Consider the following 17,279-nt stretch of genomic DNA (forward strand, 5'->3'; position numbering starts at 1 on the left):
GTTTCGCGTGAGGACGGAGGGCTCGGCGCCTGGCGGCCGAAACACCTCGGCGGCGAAAGTGTCGAGGGGGCTCAGCGCCGGGCCGTGCCCGTGCCCTCGACCGCGAAGAGCTGCTCCTCGACATGATCGAGCGCGAGCCGCAGCGCGCCCATGGCGACGGCCGACGAGGCGGCGGTGGGCAGGCGGCGCGGCGACGGCGGGCCCGCGGGGCGGCGGCGGTGGCCCGGCGGGGCGCTCGGCCAGGTCGGGGGCTGTGGACACTCGCCGGGGTCCCCCTTGGCGAGTACGATCCGGCAGACACGCGTGCTAGCTGGGAGGACGGACGTTGGGGCAGCTGACCGGCGGGGATCCTTCTCTGCTCCGGAGAATCAACTCGGCGGTGGTGCTGCACGCCCTGCGCGCCACGGATCACGCCACGCTCACCGAGATCACCCGGGTCACCGGGCTGTCCCGGCCCACGGTCGAGGGCGTCGTCGAAGGGCTGGTCGAGGCCGGTCTGGTGGTGGAGCGGGCCGCCGAGGAAGGGGCCGCCAGGCGCCAGGGCCGGCCCGCTCGCCGGTACCGGTTCCGGGCGGAGGCGGGACACCTGCTCGGGCTGGAGGTGGGCTCGCACGGCGTGACCGCGCTGCTCGCGGACCTCGACGGGCGGGTGCTGGGCTCGCTGGCCAAGGACGTCGCCGAGACCGCGCCGGCCGATGAACGGCTGGAACGGCTGCGGTCGACCGTCGCGGAGCTGCTCCGCAGGTCCGGTGTCGCGCGGGACTCGCTGCGCGCGGTCGGTGTGGGCACCCCCGGCATCGTCGAGACGGACGGCACCGTACGGCTGGGTACGGCCCTGCCGGAGTGGACGGGGCTGAACCTGGGCGAGCGGCTGAGCCGTTCCTTCAAGTGCCCGGTCCTGGTGGAGAACGACGCCAACGCCGCCGCGGTCGCCGAGCACTGGAAGGGCGCGGCCACCGAGTCCGACGACCTGGTGTTCGTGCTGGCCGGGCTGAGCCCCGGCGCGGGTTCGCTGATCGGCGGGCGGCTGCACCGGGGCTACGGGGGCGCGGCCGGGGAGATCGGCGCGCTGCATCTGCTGGGCCGGGAGGCGACCCCGGAGGCGCTGCTGTCGACCACCGGCGAGCCGCTGCACCCGCTCGACGAGCAGGCCGTCGCCGAGGTGTTCCGGCACGCGCGCGAGGGCGACGAGCGGGCCCGCGCCGCGGTGGAGCGCTTCATACAGCGGCTGGTGCACGACGTGGCCGCGCTGGTGCTGGCGCTCGACCCCGAGCTGGTCGTCGTCGGCGGCTGGGCGACCGGCATCGACGACGTCCTCGACCCCCTGCGGCACGAACTCGCCCGCTACTGCCTGCGCCCGCCCCGGGTGGCCCTGTCCCGGCTGGGCGAGACGGCCGTCGCCATGGGCGCGCTGCGGCTCGCGCTCGATCATGTCGAGGAGCAGCTCTTCGCGGTCGAGGGCACGGGCACGGCCCGGCGCTGAGCCCCCTCGACACTTTCGGCGCCGAGGTTTTTCGGCCGCCAGGCGCTGAGCCCTCCGTCCTCAGGCGAAACGCCGTGCCCCGGAGGTGTCCGGGACACGGCGGGCACGGCTCGTCCGCGCCGGTGTCCTCAGAACGCTCGGCTCGGAACGCTCGGCTCGGAACGCGCGCGGCTCAGGCGCGCGACTCCGAACCCCGCGGCTCAGGACGCGCGGCGTTCCGGGCCGTGGTGGATCTCGACGTCGCCCGAGGCGCCGAAGGTCAGGCGGCAGGTGTCGGCACGGTAGGTGGCCAGGGAGACCGCGGCGGCGCGTCCCTCGGCGAAGAAACGGGTCGTGACGACGAGGACGGGCGCTCCCGGCAGCCGGTCCAGTTCCTTCGCGTCCTCCGCGCGCGCGGAGCCCAGCTCCACCGAGCGGTCCTGCCCCTCCAGTTCCAGCCGCTGCAACTCGCGCAGCACCGCACGCGCGCGTGCCGCGCCGGAGGGCGCGTCTATGGCGGAGAGGGCGGGCACCGAGGCCGCCGGGATGTAGAGCAGCTCGGCGGCCACGGGCTGGCCGTGGGAGACGCGGGAGCGGCGTACGACATGGACCTGCTCGCCGTGGAGGGTGTCCAGGATCTCGGCCACCGCGGTGGGCGGCGCCGCCTCCGCGCAGTCCACGGCCTGCCAGGCGTCCCCGGCCGTGCCCGGCCAGGCGTGCTGCTCGCCGCCGACGGAGACGCCCACGCGCGGCGGGGCCACCGTGGTGCCGACGCCGCGCCGGCGCTGGAGCCGGCCTTCCAGTTCGAGCTGTTCCAGTGCCTGGCGGAGCGTGGCCCGGGCGACGCCGAAGCGGGCCGCCAGGTCGCGCTCGTTGGGCAGGATCTCGCCCACCGAGAACTCGGAGTCCAATGCCTCACTGAGCACGGTCTTCAGGTGCCAGTACTTCGGTTCCGGCACCGATTCGAGCTGCTGGGTCCCCACCCTGTCCTCCGCTGCTTCGCCGTGTCCCGGCGGCGTTTTTAGCGCCCTTGTTTATTAAAGGTTGTTGCACTTTCTTGCGACCATAGGCCCGCCCCCACCCTTGGTCAAGACCAATCCTCGAAGCCTCGGGCATCCGCCGCGCGGGGCGTGGCACAGCGTTCACGGAGCCTTCATGAGGGCATGCCGAACCGCCGTACGACCGATCACCTGACGGGTCGTACGGCGGTTGACGGGCTGGTGCCCGACGGCCCACCGGCTACTGGTCGAGCGGCAGGGCGAGCAGCTTCTCCGGGTTGCGGACGATGTGAATGCGCTGGATCTGTCCGTCGGCGACGTCGAGCTGGAACACGGCGTCGGGCTTGCCTGCGGCGAGGACGACCAGCGCGAAGCCGCCGTTGATCTCCATGAAGCGGAACGAGGCGTCTTCGACGCCCTGGCCGGACACGCCGTGCAGGAAGCGCCCCACCTTGTCGGCGGACTCGATGATCCGCACCGGGGCCTTGGCGAGGCCACCGCTGTCGGCGACGAGACGGACGTCGGGGGCGAGCAGCGCCATGAGCCCGTCGAGGTCGCCGCCGGCCGCCGCGGCGAGGAACCGCTCGGTGAGCTCACGGCGTTCGGCCGGGTCGACCTCGTAGCGCGGGCGCCGCTCGTCGACGTGCCGACGGGCCCGTCCGGCGAGTTGGCGCACGGCGGGCTCGGTGCGGTCGAGCATGCCGGCGATCTCGGCGTAGGGGTAGCCGAAGGCCTCCCGGAGCACGAACACGGCGCGTTCCAGGGGCGAGAGGGACTCCAGGACGACGAGGACGGCGAGGGAGACGGTATCGGTGAGCACGGCGCGTTCGGCGGTGTCCGGGACCGTGGCCTCGTAGTCGGTGACGTACGGCTCGGGCAGCCACGGGCCGGGGTAGGCCTCGTTGCGCGACTGCACCTGGCGGAGCCGGTCGATGGCGAGGCGGGTCGTCACGCGGACCAGGTAGCCGCGGGGTTCGCGTACGTCGGACCGGTCGGCGCCGGTCCAGCGCAGCCAGGCCTCCTGGACCACGTCCTCGGCGTCGGCGACCCTGCCGAGCATGCGGTAGGCGACTCCCATGAGGACGGGACGGTGCTCTTCGAAGACGTCGGTCGCGGTGTCAGTGGTCACCGACCCATCCCATCCGACGCGCGGGCCGGTGTCCAGGGCGTTTGTTACCCACGGGGACTACCCGTCGGTAGCGGTTGCTGACAAGCTGTCTAGGAATGCCGTACGACGGCGCGCCCACCCTCCCAGACGAGGAGCTGCACCATGTCCGCCACGGTCTCCTTCCAGGTCCCCTCCCCGCTCGGCCCGCGGTCCGTGACGGTCTCCTACGCGCGCGAGGGCACCGGCGAACCCCTGCTCCTGTTGCACGGCATCGGCCACCACCGGCAGGCCTGGGACCCGGTGGTGCACCTGCTGGCGGCCGAGCGCGAGGTCATCAGCGTGGACCTGCCCGGATTCGGCGCGTCCCCCGGGCTCCCGGACGGTCTCACCTACGACCTGCCCACGACGACCGCCGTGTTCCGCGCCTTCTGCGAGACCCTGGACCTCGACCGCCCCCATGTCGCGGGCAACTCCCTCGGCGGTCTGCTCGCCCTGGAGCTGGGCCGGGAGAAGCTCGTACGGTCGGTCACGGCGCTGTCGCCCGCCGGGTTCTGGAACGAGGCCGAGCGGCGCTACGCCTTCGGCATCCTGCTCACGATGCGGCACCTCTCCCGGCGGATGCCGCTGCCGCTGGTCCGGCGCCTGTCGCGTTCGGCGGCCGGCCGGGCCGCCCTGACGAGCACCATCTACGCGCGCCCGAGCCGCCGTTCACCCGAGGCCGTGGTCGCCGAGACGCTCGCGCTGGCGGGGGCCACCGGGTTCGACGCGACCCTCCAGGCGGGCGGCAGCGTCCTGTTCACCGACGACGTCCCGGAGCTGCCGGTCACCGTGGCCTGGGGCACAAGGGACTGGCTGCTCGTCCCGCGGCAGGGCGTCCGCGCCAAGCGGATCATCCCCGGCGCCCGGCTGGTGCGACTGCCCGGCTGCGGCCACTGCCCGATGAACGACGACCCGGCGCTGGTGGCCCGCGTCATCCTCGACGGCAGCCGCTGACCCGCGGCGCGCGGCCAGTCCGGAGCCCAGGGCGACCCCGGCGCCCACCAGGGCGCTGCCCGCGGCCTGGGCGGCGCCGTAGGAGCCGGTGCCGACGAGGGGCGCGGTGCAGGCGGCGGCCACCGGGATGAGGCCGGAGAAGAGGGTGGCGCGTTCGGCGCCGATGCGCTGCATGCCCATGTACCAGCACACGAACCCGATGACGGTGACGACCGCCGCCTGCCACACCAGTGCGGCGGCTTCCGTGCCGTCCGGGCTGCGCAGCCAGGCACCGCCGTCGACGCACAGCCCCACGGCGGCCGACTCGACCGCGGCGACACCGCACACGGTCGCCGACAGCAGCCGGGGGCCGAGCGGCCGCAGCACCGGCACGGCCAACACCGCGAAGCCGACCTCGCCGGCCAGCGCGCAGACGGAGAAGGCGATCCCGGCGCCGTCCGTGCGGCCCCAGCCCTGGACGGTGAACGCGCCCGCCGCGACCAGCGACGCCCCGTACAGGACGGTCCGTCGGGGGCGCCGCCCGTCCGACAGGGGGACCAGGACGGCCACGAGGACGGGGGCGCAGCCCACGAACACGCCGGGCACGGCCGGTTCCGCCGTGCGCTCGGCGGCGAGCACGGCGAGGTTGAAGCCGACCATGCCGACCGCCGCGAGCAGCGCCAGCCGCAGCCACTGCCGGGCGGTGAGGCGCCGCAGCGGGGCCGTGCCGCCCCGGCCGAGCAGCGGGAGCAGCAGCAGGAAGGCGAGCCCGTAGCGGAGGAACTGGCCGCCGGCGTACGGGTAGTCGCCGAGGACGCTGTTGGCGGTGAAGGAGCCGCCGACGAGGACGCAGGCGAGGGCGGCGAGCAGGGCTCCGCGAGCCGTGGTGGCGTTCATGACGGTGACGCTAGGGACGCGGGCGGACCGGTTTAAGGTCCACTTCCATGACGTCATCGGGGACCAATTCGCCGTCGGGGACCAATCCACCGCCGGACACCGCGCCCGTGGACGGCGAGAGGTCCGCGCCCTGGGCGGCCGCCTGGGAGTTGCTGCTGCCGGTCGCCTCCGCGCCCGCACGCGCGCGTGGACGCACGTTGCAGGCCGCGCTGCGGGAGGCGATCCGTACGGGACGGCTGGCGCGGGGAACACGGCTGCCGTCGAGCCGGGACCTCGCCGCCGATCTGGGGGTGTCGCGCGGGCTGGTGACCGAGGCGTACGAGCAGTTGGCGGCGGAGGGGTATCTGCGCAGCGGCCGGGGCGCGGGGACCTGGGTGGGGGCCGCGGTCCGTGGCGGACCGCCACGCGCGCGTGATCTCGCGCCCCGCTCCCCCGGCGCCCGCGCCGACTTCGTCCCCGGCACACCCGACCTGTCGCTGTTCCCGCGCGCCGCGTGGGCCGCCGCGCAGCGCGGGGTGCTCGCGGAACTCCCCCACGACGCGCTCGGCTACCCGGACCCGCGCGGACTGCCCCGGCTGCGCACCGCGCTCGCCGAACTGCTCGCCCGGCGCCGGGGCGTGGTCGCCGACCCGGAGCGGCTGGTGGTGGTCTCCGGGGTCGCCCAGGCGATGACCCTGCTGGGGCTCGTGCTCCACGCGCGCGGGGAGCAGGCCCTGGGCGTCGAGGACCCGGGCAGCCCGGAGCACGCGTCCCTGTACGCCGCCGCCGGGATCGGCACCGTGCCGCTGCCGCTGGACGGGGCGGGTCTGGCCATGGGGCCGCTGCGCGAGTCGGGTGTGCGGGCGGTGGTGACGACGCCGTCCCACCAGTTCCCCTCGGGCATCGCCTACTCGGCGCGGCGCCGGACCGAACTGCTCGACTGGGCGCGGTCGGTGGACGGTCTGATCGTCGAGGACGACTACGACGGCGACTTCCGCTACGACCGCGCCCCCGTGGGCGCCCTCCAGGGACTGGACCCGGAGCGGGTCGCGTACACGGGTTCCGTCAGCAAGTCGCTCGCGCCGGGGCTGCGGCTCGGCTGGCTCCTCGTACCGGCGTCCCTGGCCGAGGAGGTCGTCGAGCGCAAGCGGACCATGGATCTCGGCCATCCCACCCTCGACCAGGCCCTGTTCGCCCGGTTCGTGGAGCGCGGCGACCACGACCGGCAACTGCGCCGCTGCCAGCGGGCCTACCGCGAACGCCGGGACACCCTGGTGGCCGCCCTCTCCGAGCACCTGCCCGGTACGCGCGTGTCCGGGATCGCCGCCGGGCTCCATGTGATCGCCACACTGCCCGAGCGGTACGGACCGTGCGACCGCTTCGTGGAGCGGGTCACGGCGGCCGGGGTCGCGGTGCGGGAGCTGGGGCGGTACGGGCGCGTGCCGGACGACCTGCCACGGCTGGTCCTCGGGTACGCGCACCTGTCACCGGCGCGGATCCGGGAGGGGGTACGGCTGATGGCGGAGGCGGCCCGACAGGACGGCCGCCCGTGATCCCGGCCGCCTGACCGGGCTCGGCGCGACACGCCCCTCTCGGGCCCGGCTTACCACACCCCTCCCAGGCCCGCGCACCAGACCCCGCGCGGCGCGCCCGGCTCGGGCCCGCGCGACACCCTCCCGGACTCGTGCGACACGCCCCGCTCGGGCGTCGCGGCGTGCTTCCCCGCAGCCCCGGTCAGTTGTTCACTTGTCGTTTCCGCGTGCGCCTCGGCGCACCAGTACTTGTGGCACTGCGCATTGGCCGAATCCGTCCCAGGAGGCTCATTCATGTCACACCGTCCGCCGATCTCCCTGCCCGGCCGCCGCAGTGTGCTGCGCGGTTCCCTGGCCGCGTCGGCGGCCCTGGCCCTGCCCGGCTCGCTCGCGGCGGCTCCGGCGTTCGCCCTGTCGGGGCGGCCGCGGGCCGGTTGGGGTGTGCAGGCCGGAGACGTGAGCGCGCACTCCGGTCTCGTGTGGGTGCGCTCGGACCGGCCGGCGCGCATGATCGTGGAGACGTCCGCCACCGAGTCGTTCCGCAACCCGCGCAGGTGGCACGGCCCCTTGCTCGGCGCCGGCACCGACTTCACCGGGACGACCCGGCTGCGCGGCCTGCCGGCCGGTGAGCAGATCCACTACCGGGTGCTCCTCGCCGACCCGGACGACCCGCGCCGCACCGGCGAGCCGGTGACCGGCACGTTCCGTACGACGCCGGTGAAGCGGCGCTCCGGCGTGCGGTTCCTGTGGTCGGGCGACCTGGCCGGGCAGGGCTGGGGCATCAACCCGGACCGCGGCGGCTACCGCATCTTCGACGCGATGGGACGGCTCGACCCCGACTTCTTCCTGTGCAGCGGGGACACGATCTACGCCGACGGCCCGATCGCCGCGACGGCGGCCCTGCCCGACGGCGGGACCTGGCGGAACATCACCACCGAGGAGAAGGCCAAGGTGGCGGAGACGCTGGCGGAGTTCCGCGGCAACTTCCGCTACAACCTGCTGGACGAGAACCTGAAGCGGTTCAACGCGCAGGTGCCGTCGATCGTGCAGTGGGACGACCACGAGGTCACCAACAACTGGTGCCCGGGAGAGATCCTCACCGACGCCCGCTACACGGAGAAGAGCGTGGACGTGCTCGCGTCCCGGGCACGGCGCGCCTTCAGCGAGTACTTCCCCATCTCCACGCTGCGGCCGGGCTCCCGCGAGGGCCGGGTGCACCGGGTCATGCGCCACGGCCCGCTCCTCGACGTGTTCGTCCTGGACATGCGGACGTACCGCGACGCCAACTCGCCCGGCAAGCAGACCACCGACCCGGTGGGCATCCTCGGCGCCGAGCAGTCGCGGTGGCTGAAGCGGGAACTGTCGCGCTCCCGTGCCGCGTGGAAGGTGATCGCCTCCGACATGCCGCTCGGCCTGGTCGTGCCGGACACCGGCGACGGGAAGCCGAACATCGAGGCGGTGGCCCAGGGCGACCCGGGCGCGCCGCTCGGTCGGGAGCTGCAGATCGCCGAACTGCTGCGGTTCATCAAGCACCGGAAGATCACCGGGACGGTGTGGCTGACGGCCGACGTGCACTACACCTCGGCGCAGCACTACCAGCCGTCGCGGGCCGCGTTCACCGACTTCGAGCCGTTCTGGGAGTTCGTCTCCGGGCCGCTCAACGCCGGTGCCTTCCCGGCGAACGCCCTCGATAACACGTTCGGTCCCGAGCGGGTCTTCATCAAGGCGCCGACCACGGCGAACGTGTCGCCCGCGGGCGGTTACCAGTTCTTCGGCGAAGTCGAAATCGACGGCCACAGCGGAGAGTTGACGGTGCGGCTGCGCGAGCAGGACGGCACCGTGCTCTACACCAAGACGCTCCAGCCAGGGCTGGTGGGACAGTGACCCGCACGGGCTGAAACGGGGGGGGGTGACCCGGGACCCTGGTCAAGTGGCGGACGGCTCGGCAACACCGGGCCGGCCACCGCGTTTTCGCAGGTCATCGCCCGTTGTCAGTGGTCGCTCCTACGGTTTTCCCATGACGCGATCTTTGCAGGCCGTGGCCTATACCCGACCCTCCGTGCTGGAGTCCGCGGCGGGCGGACACCGGCTGGGGCTGGAGACCTCCCGGGGTGCGACCCCGACGGGGTTCCAGGACCATCCGCGGTTCTTCACGGGCTTCCTGACCTCTCCTCAGGTGGCCGCGGCCGCCCTGCTGGCGGTCGCCGACGTGGCGGCGGCGCGCTACTACCAGCAGCAGCTGCGGGCCTCCCTGGACCCGGTGGTGACGGGCAACGGGGACCGGCTGCGCTTCGAGTCGTTCTCCGGCTGCGGCGGGGTGTACGCCCGGCTCGACGTCCTGGAGCCGGGACTCGACGGGGGCGAGGTCGGCCACGGCACGACCAACGTCGACGTCAACAACCCGCTGCGCGAGGCGCTGTCCCGCGTCGGCTCCGACGATCCGCTGCATCTGCGGGTCGGCCCGGACGAGTTGGCGGTGACCACCCTGGACGGCTCGGTGGTGGAGAAGAAGGTGCCGTTGCCGGACCGCTGGCTGCGCGGTTTCGCCGAGGCGCAGGTGATCGCCGCCGGTTTCGATCTGCGGGCCGAGCTGCCCGCCGCCGAGGCCGTACGCTTCCTGCGGTCGCTGCCGCGCGGTGGTGCGCGAGGCGCGTCGCGGGGCGCCCAGTGGGTCGTGCCCTCGGGCCGGGTCCTGCGCCCGACGACGCGGCCGGTGCCGGGCGCCGTCTGTCTGCCCGGCCCGGAGCGGCTGGTGGCCCTCCAGCGGGTCCTGCGCCACGCGACCGCGCTGCGCGTCTACGGCCCGCCGGCCACCGGGGCTGCGGCCCTGGCGAGCGCGTGGGAGGTGGAGCTGCCCGGTATGCGTCTCACCCTCACGCTGTCCCCGGAGGCCGCGCGCGGCTTCTCGGGCGAGGGTGGCGTGCTGGAGTCCCTCGCCACCGACGAGGCCGCCGAGGACGCGGAGCTGATCTCGGTCCTCCTCGCCTGGGAGCCCCGCATCGACGTCGGCGACCTGGCCGCGTCCTCCGGCCTCACCGCCGAGCGGGTACGGGCGGCGCTGACCCGGCTGGGGACCTCGGGACGCGTCGGCTACGACACGGCGGAGGCCGCCTACTTCCACCGGGAACTCCCCTACGACGCCGACCGCGTCGAGCGGCACAATCCGCGCCTGCGCTCGGCCCGCGGCCTGGTGGCCTCCGGGGCGGTCTCCCTGGACGGCTCGCTCGGCACGGTGACCGCCGAGGACGGCCATGTCCACCGGGTCCGCGACGACGGGGGCACACTGAGCTGTTCCTGCCTGTGGTGGGCGAAGTACCGCGGCGGCAGGGGCCCTTGCAAACACGCGCTGGCGGTGCGGATGGTCCGCCGGGGCGCGGACGCGGGGACCGGAGGGGCACCGGCCCCCGGTGAGCAGGACAGCACGACGACCGACATGGAACCGAGCGGGACGAGCATCGACGGGGGTGCGCGATGACGGCGACGACGCTGGTCAACGCGGTACGGGCGGGAAACACGGGTGACGTCGTCACCCTGGCGGACGGTATGACGGACGCCGAACGACGGGCGTGCATGCCCGAGTTGAAGGAGCTGCGCAAGAAGCTGCGGTCCGAGCCGTGGGGTTCGCCCCTGCAGCGCGCGTATCCGGCGCTGCACGCGGCCGGCGCGGCCTGTCAGACGGGCGCGGCGGCGGTGGCCGACTGGATCGCGGGGTCCGACATGCGCTGGCGGCAGGCGCCGGCGCCGGTCCTGATCGATGTGCTCGGCGACCGTGAGCCGCGCTGGCTCGACGACCTGGTGCATCGGCTGGCGGAGCGCCCGCTGACCGCGCAGGTGCCGTACGAGCTGATGTCCGGCCTGGTGCGGCTCGCGGGCTGTGCGGTGCCGACGTCCGAGACCTATGTGCGGGGCTGGATGGAGCACATCGGCCGGGCGCGCTGGAAGGCGGGCACCGTCATCGGCAACCTGCGCAAGGACCCGCATCTCGCGGAGCTCGTCACCGCCCTGTTCGACATCGCGGAGATCGGCGCCCGCAGCGACTGGCGGTACGGCGAAGGACTGAACAACTGGACCTACGCCCTCACCCAGCTCGCCGAGGAGGACCTCCTCGACCGCAAGATCCTCATCGACGGCTGTGTGTCCCGGCTGCTGCGCGGCGGCGGCTCCACGGCCGACAACAAGGTGTTCCTCGGTCTGCTGACCTCGCTCGACCTCACCCGTGACGAGCGGTGCGAGCGGATCGCGGACTGGATGTCCCTGTGCGCGGACGCCCCCTCCTCGGTGGCCGGGCACGCCCAGTCCGTCCTCGCCGACTTCGCCCTGGACGGCGAACTGGGGTCACGCCGGCTCATCGAGATGTCCGGCGCCGTGCTCTTCCGCCCCGAGCGGAAGCTCGTCCGCTCCCAGCTGATCCTGCTCGGCAAGGTCCTGAAGCAGGACCCGTCCACCGCGGGCGCTCTGCTCCCCGTGGTCGCCCAGGCGTTCGGGCACGAGGACACGGAGGTGCAGGAGCGTGCGCTGAAGCTCGTCGAGCGGCACATCGGCGACGTCCCCGACGAGGAGGGAGCCGCGCGCGAGGAGATCACCGGCGCGGCCGCCGATCTGAGCCCCGGCCTGCGGACCCGCGCCCAGAGCGTCCTCGGTGTCTCCCCGGCCGAGGAGTCCCCGGAGGCGTACGAGGAGCTGCTCCCTCCCGTGCCCGAGCCCACGCGACTCGTGCCGGCGCCGGAGACGGTCGCCGAACTCGCCGAGGAGGTCAACGCGCTGCTGGCCTCGGACGGCGACATCAGCGCCTTCGAGCGGACGCTGGACGGGCTCGTACGTCATGCGCACCGGGATCGCGAGGCACTCGTGGAGGCGTTGGGTCCGGTGGTGGCGGGGCGTTGGTGGGCGGAGATGGAGCCGGCGTACGTCGACCGGTACTTCCGGGAGTCGCCGCACGACCTGGAGATCGTCCTGGCGGCGCTGTTCGAGCGGGTCCGCCTCTCCGTCCTGCACGAGGCGCGCTCGCACGCGCCCACGTCCGGGGGGTGTGTGCACAGCGGCCTCGCCGGGGTCCGCGACGCCCGGCTGTGGGAGGTCGCCCATCGCGTCCGCACCGAGCCGCTGCCGTTCCTGCTGGCCACGCCCACCTGGAGCACGGGGTCGTTGGAGCCCGGGGAGCTGGTGGCGAGACTCGACACCTATCGGCGGCTCGGGGCCCGGCCCGGTCGAACGGACTTCGCGCAGGCGCTGCTGCGGGTGCGGCGCGCCGACACGGCCGCTTCGGAGGCCGCTGCGCTGGCCGCCCGGGAGCTGGGCACCCCGGAGGGCGACCGGCTGGCGGAGTGGCTGGCGACCGATGTGCCCTCCCAGCCTGTGCGGAGCAGCCGTACGGAGGGGCCGAGGTTCCTGGTGGAGTTCGGGGAGCTCCCGGAGTTGCAGAGCGAGTCCTTCCCGCCGGAGGTCCGCCGGCTGGGGCGCCCCCTGTCCGAGTACCAGGGCCGCTGGTACTGCTCCCACTGGGACGACTCCGAGTGGCGGCAGTGGCTCGCGGTCGTGCCGGGACGCCCGGAGCTGGTGGCGGCACGCGTGCTGCGGGATCTGTCGCAGGGCGTCATCGAGGACACCGGGGCCGGGTTCTCTTTCCTGCCGACGCTCGCCGAGGCGGAGGGCGAGACGGGCGAGGCCGTGCGGCTGTGCGTGGTGTACGGGCTGGGCGCCAAGCGCCCGGAGGACCGGCTCGCCGCCGTGGACGGCCTGCTGGTGCTGGCGGCCCGGGGGCAGCTCGACGTCGAGCAGGCCGGCGCCGACCTCGGTCAACTGGCCGTGACCAGCTATCTGAAGCCGCTGCGGATCGCCGAGGCGATACGCACGGCGGCGTCCACCGGCGCGTACGGCACGGCCTGGGCGCTCCTGCGAGCCGCCCTGCCGTACCTGCTCGCCGAACTCTCCGACGGGCAGGGCGGCTCGGGTGGTTCGCACCATTCGGGCGGCAAGCAAGGCGGGAACAATGACCAGGGCGAGAGCGCCGGCAAGGGCCGGGCCAAGGCCAGCACGCCGGTTCGGGGGCTCGGGGAGCTGCTGGCCGTCGCCGCCGAATGCGTGGAGCGGTCCGGGGCGCGCGGGGAGCTGCCCCACCTCGATCTGGCGGCGGACCGGAGGGGCTCGTCCCGGCTGGTCACCGAGGCACGGCGACTCCGCGCGGCGCTGGCGGTCTGAGACCGGTCCACCCGTCATCCGACCTGCCGCGGCCCCACCGATCGTCCAACCTGCAACAAAAGGGACGGAACGATGCTTTTACCGGCCGGTCACAGAGCGTTCGTGATCACGCAACACCCTTCCTTCACAGTGGCCACATGACTCCAGACATGTCTGATGTGACGCGGGCGAGGAACGGTCGCCCGGTGCGCCACGGGCGGCAGGCCGTGGTCGGTCTCGCCGCGCTCCTCGTGGCGGCGGCCGTGGCCGACGCGGTGGTGGGCTCCACCGCGCAAGGCAAGGGCGGTGCGGTGCTGTTGGCGGTCGCGGCGGCCGTCCTTTCGGCCGCTGTCGGGTTCCACGTGTGGTGGACACGACGCCACGGTCACGCGCCGCCCACGAGCGATACCGGCGCCCGGCCGTCGCTCCCCGCGGAGCGGCAGGCCGGGCCGGCCGTAGGGGGCGAGGCGGGTGAGGCGGCCGCCGGTGCCATGGCCGGGGCGACCGTGCTGTGGCGGATGCGGACGACCGTGAAGGACGAACCGGGGTCGCTCGCGGCGCTGTGCACGGCGCTGGCGGCCCACCGGGTCGACATCCTGAGCCTGCAGACGCACCCACTGGCCGAGGGCACCGTGGACGAGTTCCTGCTGCGGGCGCCCGAGGGGCTGTCCGCCACGGAGATCAGCCGGTCGGTGTCCGACGCGGGCGGCAGCGAGACCTGGATCGAGCGCGGCGACGCCCATGACCTGGTGGACGCGCCGACGCGGGTGCTCGGCCTGGCGACGCGTACGGCGCTGGACGCCGCGGAACTCCCACTGGCGCTGCGGCAGTTGCTGGGGCGCTGCACCATCCGTTCGCTGCCCGCCACCGCTCCCGGCTCGGGCCGGGTCCAGGAGGGCGCCCCGGTCGAGGGGGCCCTGGAGGGCACGGTGATGCGGCTGCGGGCGCCGGAGGGCGGGACGATCACGGTGGAGCGGCCGTATCTGCCGTTCACGCCCACGGAGTTCGCGCGGGCGCGGGCCCTGGTGGAGCTGGACACGCGGCTCGGTCCGCGGATCCCGCGCAGCCAGGACGTGCTGACGCTGCCCGAGGGCAACGACATCACGGTGCGCCGTGCCGACGCGGGCGATCTGCGCGCGGCGAAGGCCATGCACGACAGGTGCTCGGCGCGGACGCTGAGCATGCGGTACCACGGGCCGGTCGGCGACGCGGACCGTTACCTCAAGCATCTGCTGAGCCCCCGTTTCGGGCGGACGCTCGCCGCGCAGACCACCTCGGGGCGCCTCGTCGGACTGGGCCATCTGCTCTGGGACGGCGACGAGACGGAGATCGCGCTGCTCGTCGAGGACGACTGGCAGCGGCGCGGTATCGGCAGCGAGTTGCTCCGCAGGCTGGTGGCCATGGCGGGCGACGCCGGCTGCGGGAACGTATACATCGTGACGCAGTCGTCCAACACGGGGATGGTCGCGGCGATGCGGGCGTTGGGTCTGCCGCTCGACTACCAGGTCGAGGAAGGGACGCTGGTGATCACGGCCCGTCTGGACGCCGTGACGGCGCACCGGGCCGAGGGCGCGGAGGGGCTCCGCAAGGGTCGGTGACCCGCCCCGGCGGCAGGAGGGCCACAACAATCAGCGCGGGAGCCGGTGACGGGCTCCCGCGCTTCGCTGTGCCCAGTTGCTGTCGCCGTTCTCCGGCCGACACCTGGGCACGTTCATCGCCTCCGAGCACGCCGACGGACTGCGGGACCTGACCGCGCTCATCGAGGCGGGCACACTCGGCGCCGTCGTGGACCGCGTGTACCCGCTCGCGGAGGCCGCCGCGGCCGTCCGCCACCTCCTCGACGGCGGCGTCACGGGCAAACTGGCGCTCACCGTCCCCGCGGAGTGAGACCCGGGGTCCGGGCGCGGAGCTCGGCCCGCAGGCCCCCGGCGCACCGGAGGCGGGCACAGAGCCACGGCCCCCGGCGCACCGAGACGCGGGCCCAGAGCCACACGCCCCGGAGTTCCAGTCCCAGAGCCCGGTGGCGGGAGCGGTCCGGCCCCGGGCCCTCGACGGCCGCTCAGCGGCCGGACGCCGACCCCAGGCCCGCCACAGGCCGTTCGGTGTCGACGTCGACCCCCGTGGTGGCGGCGTCGACCGTGGCGCCCAGCGCCCCGTCCAGGTCCGCCCACAGGTCGTCCACGTCCTCCAGGCCCACCGACATCCGCAGGAGCCGGTCGCTCACCCCGGCGCCCCGGCGGTCGGTCTCGTCCACGATGCGGTGGCTGATGGAGGCCGGGTGCTGGATCAGGCTGTCCACGCTGCCGAGGCTGACGGCGGGGGTGATCAGCCGGACGCCCGCGATGACGTCATGGGGGTCGCCGTGGACCTCGAAGGCGATCATCGCGCCGCCGACGCGGGGGTAGTGGACCCGCGCCACTCGCGGGTCGGCGTCAAGGCGGCGGACCAGTTCCGCGGCGGTCGCGGAAGCCGCCCGGACCCGCACGGGGAGGGTCGCGAGGCCGCGCAGGAGGAGGTAGCCGGCCAGCGGGTGGAGGACACCGCCGGTCGCGAAGCGTATCTGCCGCAGCCGCCCGGCGAACTCCTCGTCGCAGGCCACGACCCCGGCCATGACGTCCCCGTGACCACCGAGGTACTTGGTGGCGCTGTGCAGGACGAGCCGGGCCCCCTGGTCGACGGGCCGCTGGAGGACCGGCGTCGCGAAGGTGTTGTCCGCGAGGAGCGGGACCGAGCCGCAGGAGTGGGCGAGGGCCCGCAGATCGAGTTCGGCGAGGGTCGGGTTGGCCGGGGACTCGACCATCACCAGGCCGGTGTCGGGCCGCAGCGCGTCCGCGACGCCCGCCGGGTCGACCCACGTGACCTCGGAGCCGAGCAGCCCCGCGGTGAGGAGATGATCGCTGCAGCCGTACAGGGGTCGTACGGCGACGACATGGCGCAGGCCCATGGAGGCGCGGGCGAGGAGCACGGCGCTCAGCGCGGCCATGCCGCTGGCGAAGGCGACGGCGCTCTCGGTGCCCTCCAGGCGGGCCAGGGCGGTCTCGAAGCGGGCGACGGTCGGGTTGCCGAGCCGTCCGTAGATCGGGGTGCCCTCGGGTTCGGCGCCCTCGACGGCGAAGGCGTCGATGCGGGCGGCCTCACCGCGGCTGTCGTACGAGGGGTAGGTCGTGGACAGGTCGATGGGCGCGGCGTGCAGGCCCTGGCGCGCGAGATCGTCGCGGCCGGCGTGCACGGCCTCGGTGTCCAGCGCTCTCGGCGTGGTGCGTGCGGGGTCGTACGCGTGCGTGCTCGCTGAGTTCATGGGCGTCAGGGTGAACATCGGCCGGGCCGCACGGGTCGGTCTCCGTGTTACGTTCGAACAATGGCCGAATCTGTCGTACTGGATCCGGTGGACCTCCACCTTCTGCGCCTGCTGCAGAACGACGCACGGGCGACCTACCGCGATCTCGCCGCCCAGGTGGGGGTCGCGCCGTCGACGTGTCTGGACCGGGTGACCCGGCTGCGCCGCTCCGGAGTCATCCTCGGGCATCAGCTGCGGCTGGATCCGGCCAAGCTCGGGCGGGGGCTGGAGGCGCTGCTGTCGGTTCAGGTCAGGCCGCACCGACGGGAGCTGGTGGGGCCGTTCGTGGAGCGGATCCGGGTGCTGCCCGAGTCGCGGACCGTGTACCACCTCACCGGACCGGACGACTACCTGGTGCATGTCGCCGTCGCGGACATGGCGGATCTGCAGCGGCTGGTCCTCGACGAGTTCACGTCGCAGCGCGAAGTGGCGCGCGTGGAGACCAGGTTGATCTTCCAGCAGTGGGAGTGCGGGCCCCTACTCCCGCCGGACGCCGAACGGCCCGCCTGAGCGGTACGGGTGCTGCGCCCTGAGCGGAATCCGGCCGCCGTAAGGCTCAACACCCGGTCAAGCAGCTGACGGCGACCTCGCGGGGCAGGGGACTCTTGATGTCAGACATGCGGACAATCTTGGTACGGCGACCGGTCGCCGTCAGCTGCTTGACCGGGTGTTGAGCCTTACGGCGGCCGGATTCCGCTCAGGGCGCAGCACCCGTACCGCTCAGGCGGGCCGTTCGGCGTCCGGCGGGAGTAGGGGCCCGCACTCCCACTGCTGGAAGATCAACCTGGTCTCCACGCGCGCCACTTCGCGCTGCGAC

General features: G+C 73.9%; 12 protein-coding genes and 2 pseudogenes. 9 read left to right on the plus strand and 5 right to left on the minus strand.

Annotated features, from left to right (window positions below):
• The first annotated feature begins 325 nt into the window (after positions 1–325).
• The gene (locus AOK23_RS35885; protein WP_055716708.1) at positions 326–1,483 is read left to right on the plus strand and encodes an ROK family transcriptional regulator; all 1,158 of its coding nucleotides are present in this window, start codon (positions 326–328) and stop codon (positions 1,481–1,483) included.
• 200 nt (positions 1,484–1,683) lie between these two features.
• Here AOK23_RS35885 and AOK23_RS35890 read toward each other — a convergent pair whose 3' ends face one another.
• Both AOK23_RS35890 and AOK23_RS35895 read right to left on the minus strand, forming a co-directional pair.
• A complete protein-coding gene (locus tag AOK23_RS35890; RefSeq protein ID WP_055538382.1) occupies positions 1,684–2,445 on the minus strand; it encodes a GntR family transcriptional regulator in 762 nt (253 codons plus the stop codon).
• 256 nt (positions 2,446–2,701) lie between these two features.
• Positions 2,702–3,589, minus strand: a complete 888-nt coding sequence (locus AOK23_RS35895) for an RNA polymerase sigma-70 factor (RefSeq protein WP_055716709.1) — start codon at positions 3,587–3,589, stop codon at positions 2,702–2,704.
• Positions 3,590–3,730: 141 nt separating this feature from the next.
• On the opposite strand from AOK23_RS35895, the gene AOK23_RS35900 reads away from it, so the two are divergent.
• On the plus strand, positions 3,731–4,561 hold the full coding sequence (locus tag AOK23_RS35900) for an alpha/beta fold hydrolase (RefSeq protein ID WP_055523098.1): 831 nt from the start codon (positions 3,731–3,733) through the stop codon (positions 4,559–4,561).
• Between the two features lie 519 nt (positions 4,562–5,080).
• On the opposite strand, the pseudogene AOK23_RS52250 reads toward AOK23_RS35900, so the two are convergent.
• Positions 5,081–5,494: pseudogene (locus AOK23_RS52250) on the minus strand (EamA family transporter); the annotation flags it as partial.
• On the opposite strand from AOK23_RS52250, the gene pdxR reads away from it, so the two are divergent.
• The 6 genes from pdxR (at position 5,485) to AOK23_RS35935 (ending at position 15,012) form a co-directional block, all read left to right on the plus strand.
• Complete coding sequence (pdxR, locus tag AOK23_RS35910; protein ID WP_055716711.1) at positions 5,485–6,969, plus strand: MocR-like pyridoxine biosynthesis transcription factor PdxR; 1,485 nt, start codon at positions 5,485–5,487, stop codon at positions 6,967–6,969. The pseudogene AOK23_RS52250 and the gene pdxR sit on opposite strands and share 10 nt — an antisense overlap.
• Positions 6,970–7,242: 273 nt before the next feature.
• On the plus strand, positions 7,243–8,832 hold the full coding sequence (locus tag AOK23_RS35915; protein WP_055716712.1) for an alkaline phosphatase D family protein: 1,590 nt from the start codon (positions 7,243–7,245) through the stop codon (positions 8,830–8,832).
• Between the two features lie 133 nt (positions 8,833–8,965).
• Positions 8,966–10,423, plus strand: a complete 1,458-nt coding sequence (locus tag AOK23_RS35920) for an SWIM zinc finger family protein (RefSeq protein ID WP_055716713.1) — start codon at positions 8,966–8,968, stop codon at positions 10,421–10,423.
• Positions 10,420–13,146 (plus strand): DUF7824 domain-containing protein, encoded by a 2,727-nt coding sequence (locus tag AOK23_RS35925; protein ID WP_055716714.1) that lies wholly within the window; start codon positions 10,420–10,422, stop codon positions 13,144–13,146. The genes AOK23_RS35920 and AOK23_RS35925 overlap by 4 nt, the downstream gene beginning before the upstream one ends.
• 149 nt (positions 13,147–13,295) lie before the next feature.
• Positions 13,296–14,723: a GNAT family N-acetyltransferase gene (locus AOK23_RS35930; RefSeq protein WP_240496712.1), complete on the plus strand. Its 1,428-nt coding sequence runs from the start codon at positions 13,296–13,298 to the stop codon at positions 14,721–14,723.
• 76 nt (positions 14,724–14,799) lie between these two features.
• Positions 14,800–15,012 carry a zinc-binding dehydrogenase gene (locus tag AOK23_RS35935; protein WP_055716716.1) on the plus strand — a complete coding sequence of 71 codons (213 nt, stop codon included), beginning with the start codon at positions 14,800–14,802 and terminating at the stop codon, positions 15,010–15,012.
• A gap of 172 nt (positions 15,013–15,184) precedes the next feature.
• Here the strand turns inward: AOK23_RS35935 and AOK23_RS35940 are convergent, their stop codons facing one another.
• Positions 15,185–16,423: a trans-sulfuration enzyme family protein gene (locus AOK23_RS35940; protein WP_079049898.1), complete on the minus strand. Its 1,239-nt coding sequence runs from the start codon at positions 16,421–16,423 to the stop codon at positions 15,185–15,187.
• 60 nt (positions 16,424–16,483) lie between these two features.
• On the opposite strand from AOK23_RS35940, the gene AOK23_RS35945 reads away from it, so the two are divergent.
• Positions 16,484–16,972, plus strand: coding sequence for an Lrp/AsnC family transcriptional regulator (locus tag AOK23_RS35945; protein WP_055716717.1), 489 nt, complete (start codon positions 16,484–16,486; stop codon positions 16,970–16,972).
• Between the two features lie 210 nt (positions 16,973–17,182).
• Here AOK23_RS35945 and AOK23_RS50710 read toward each other — a convergent pair.
• A pseudogene (locus AOK23_RS50710) lies at positions 17,183–17,279 on the minus strand (Lrp/AsnC family transcriptional regulator); the annotation flags it as partial.

This window comes from Streptomyces torulosus, assembly GCF_001419765.1.
In the GTDB taxonomy this organism is placed as follows: domain Bacteria; phylum Actinomycetota; class Actinomycetes; order Streptomycetales; family Streptomycetaceae; genus Streptomyces; species Streptomyces torulosus.

Excerpts from the sequence above, each read along its gene's own strand:
- AOK23_RS35930 (WP_240496712.1), top strand. The coding sequence starts at position 13,296 with ATGTCTGATGTGACGCGGGCGAGGAACGGTCGCCCGGTGCGCCACGGG.
- AOK23_RS35900 (WP_055523098.1), top strand. The coding sequence starts at position 3,731 with ATGTCCGCCACGGTCTCCTTCCAGGTCCCCTCCCCGCTCGGCCCGCGG.
- AOK23_RS35925 (WP_055716714.1), top strand. The coding sequence starts at position 10,420 with ATGACGGCGACGACGCTGGTCAACGCGGTACGGGCGGGAAACACGGGT.
- AOK23_RS35945 (WP_055716717.1), top strand. The coding sequence starts at position 16,484 with ATGGCCGAATCTGTCGTACTGGATCCGGTGGACCTCCACCTTCTGCGC.
- pdxR (WP_055716711.1), top strand. The coding sequence starts at position 5,485 with ATGACGTCATCGGGGACCAATTCGCCGTCGGGGACCAATCCACCGCCG.
- AOK23_RS35915 (WP_055716712.1), top strand. The coding sequence starts at position 7,243 with ATGTCACACCGTCCGCCGATCTCCCTGCCCGGCCGCCGCAGTGTGCTG.
- AOK23_RS35920 (WP_055716713.1), top strand. The coding sequence starts at position 8,966 with ATGACGCGATCTTTGCAGGCCGTGGCCTATACCCGACCCTCCGTGCTG.
- AOK23_RS35940 (WP_079049898.1), bottom strand. The coding sequence starts at position 16,423 with ATGAACTCAGCGAGCACGCACGCGTACGACCCCGCACGCACCACGCCG.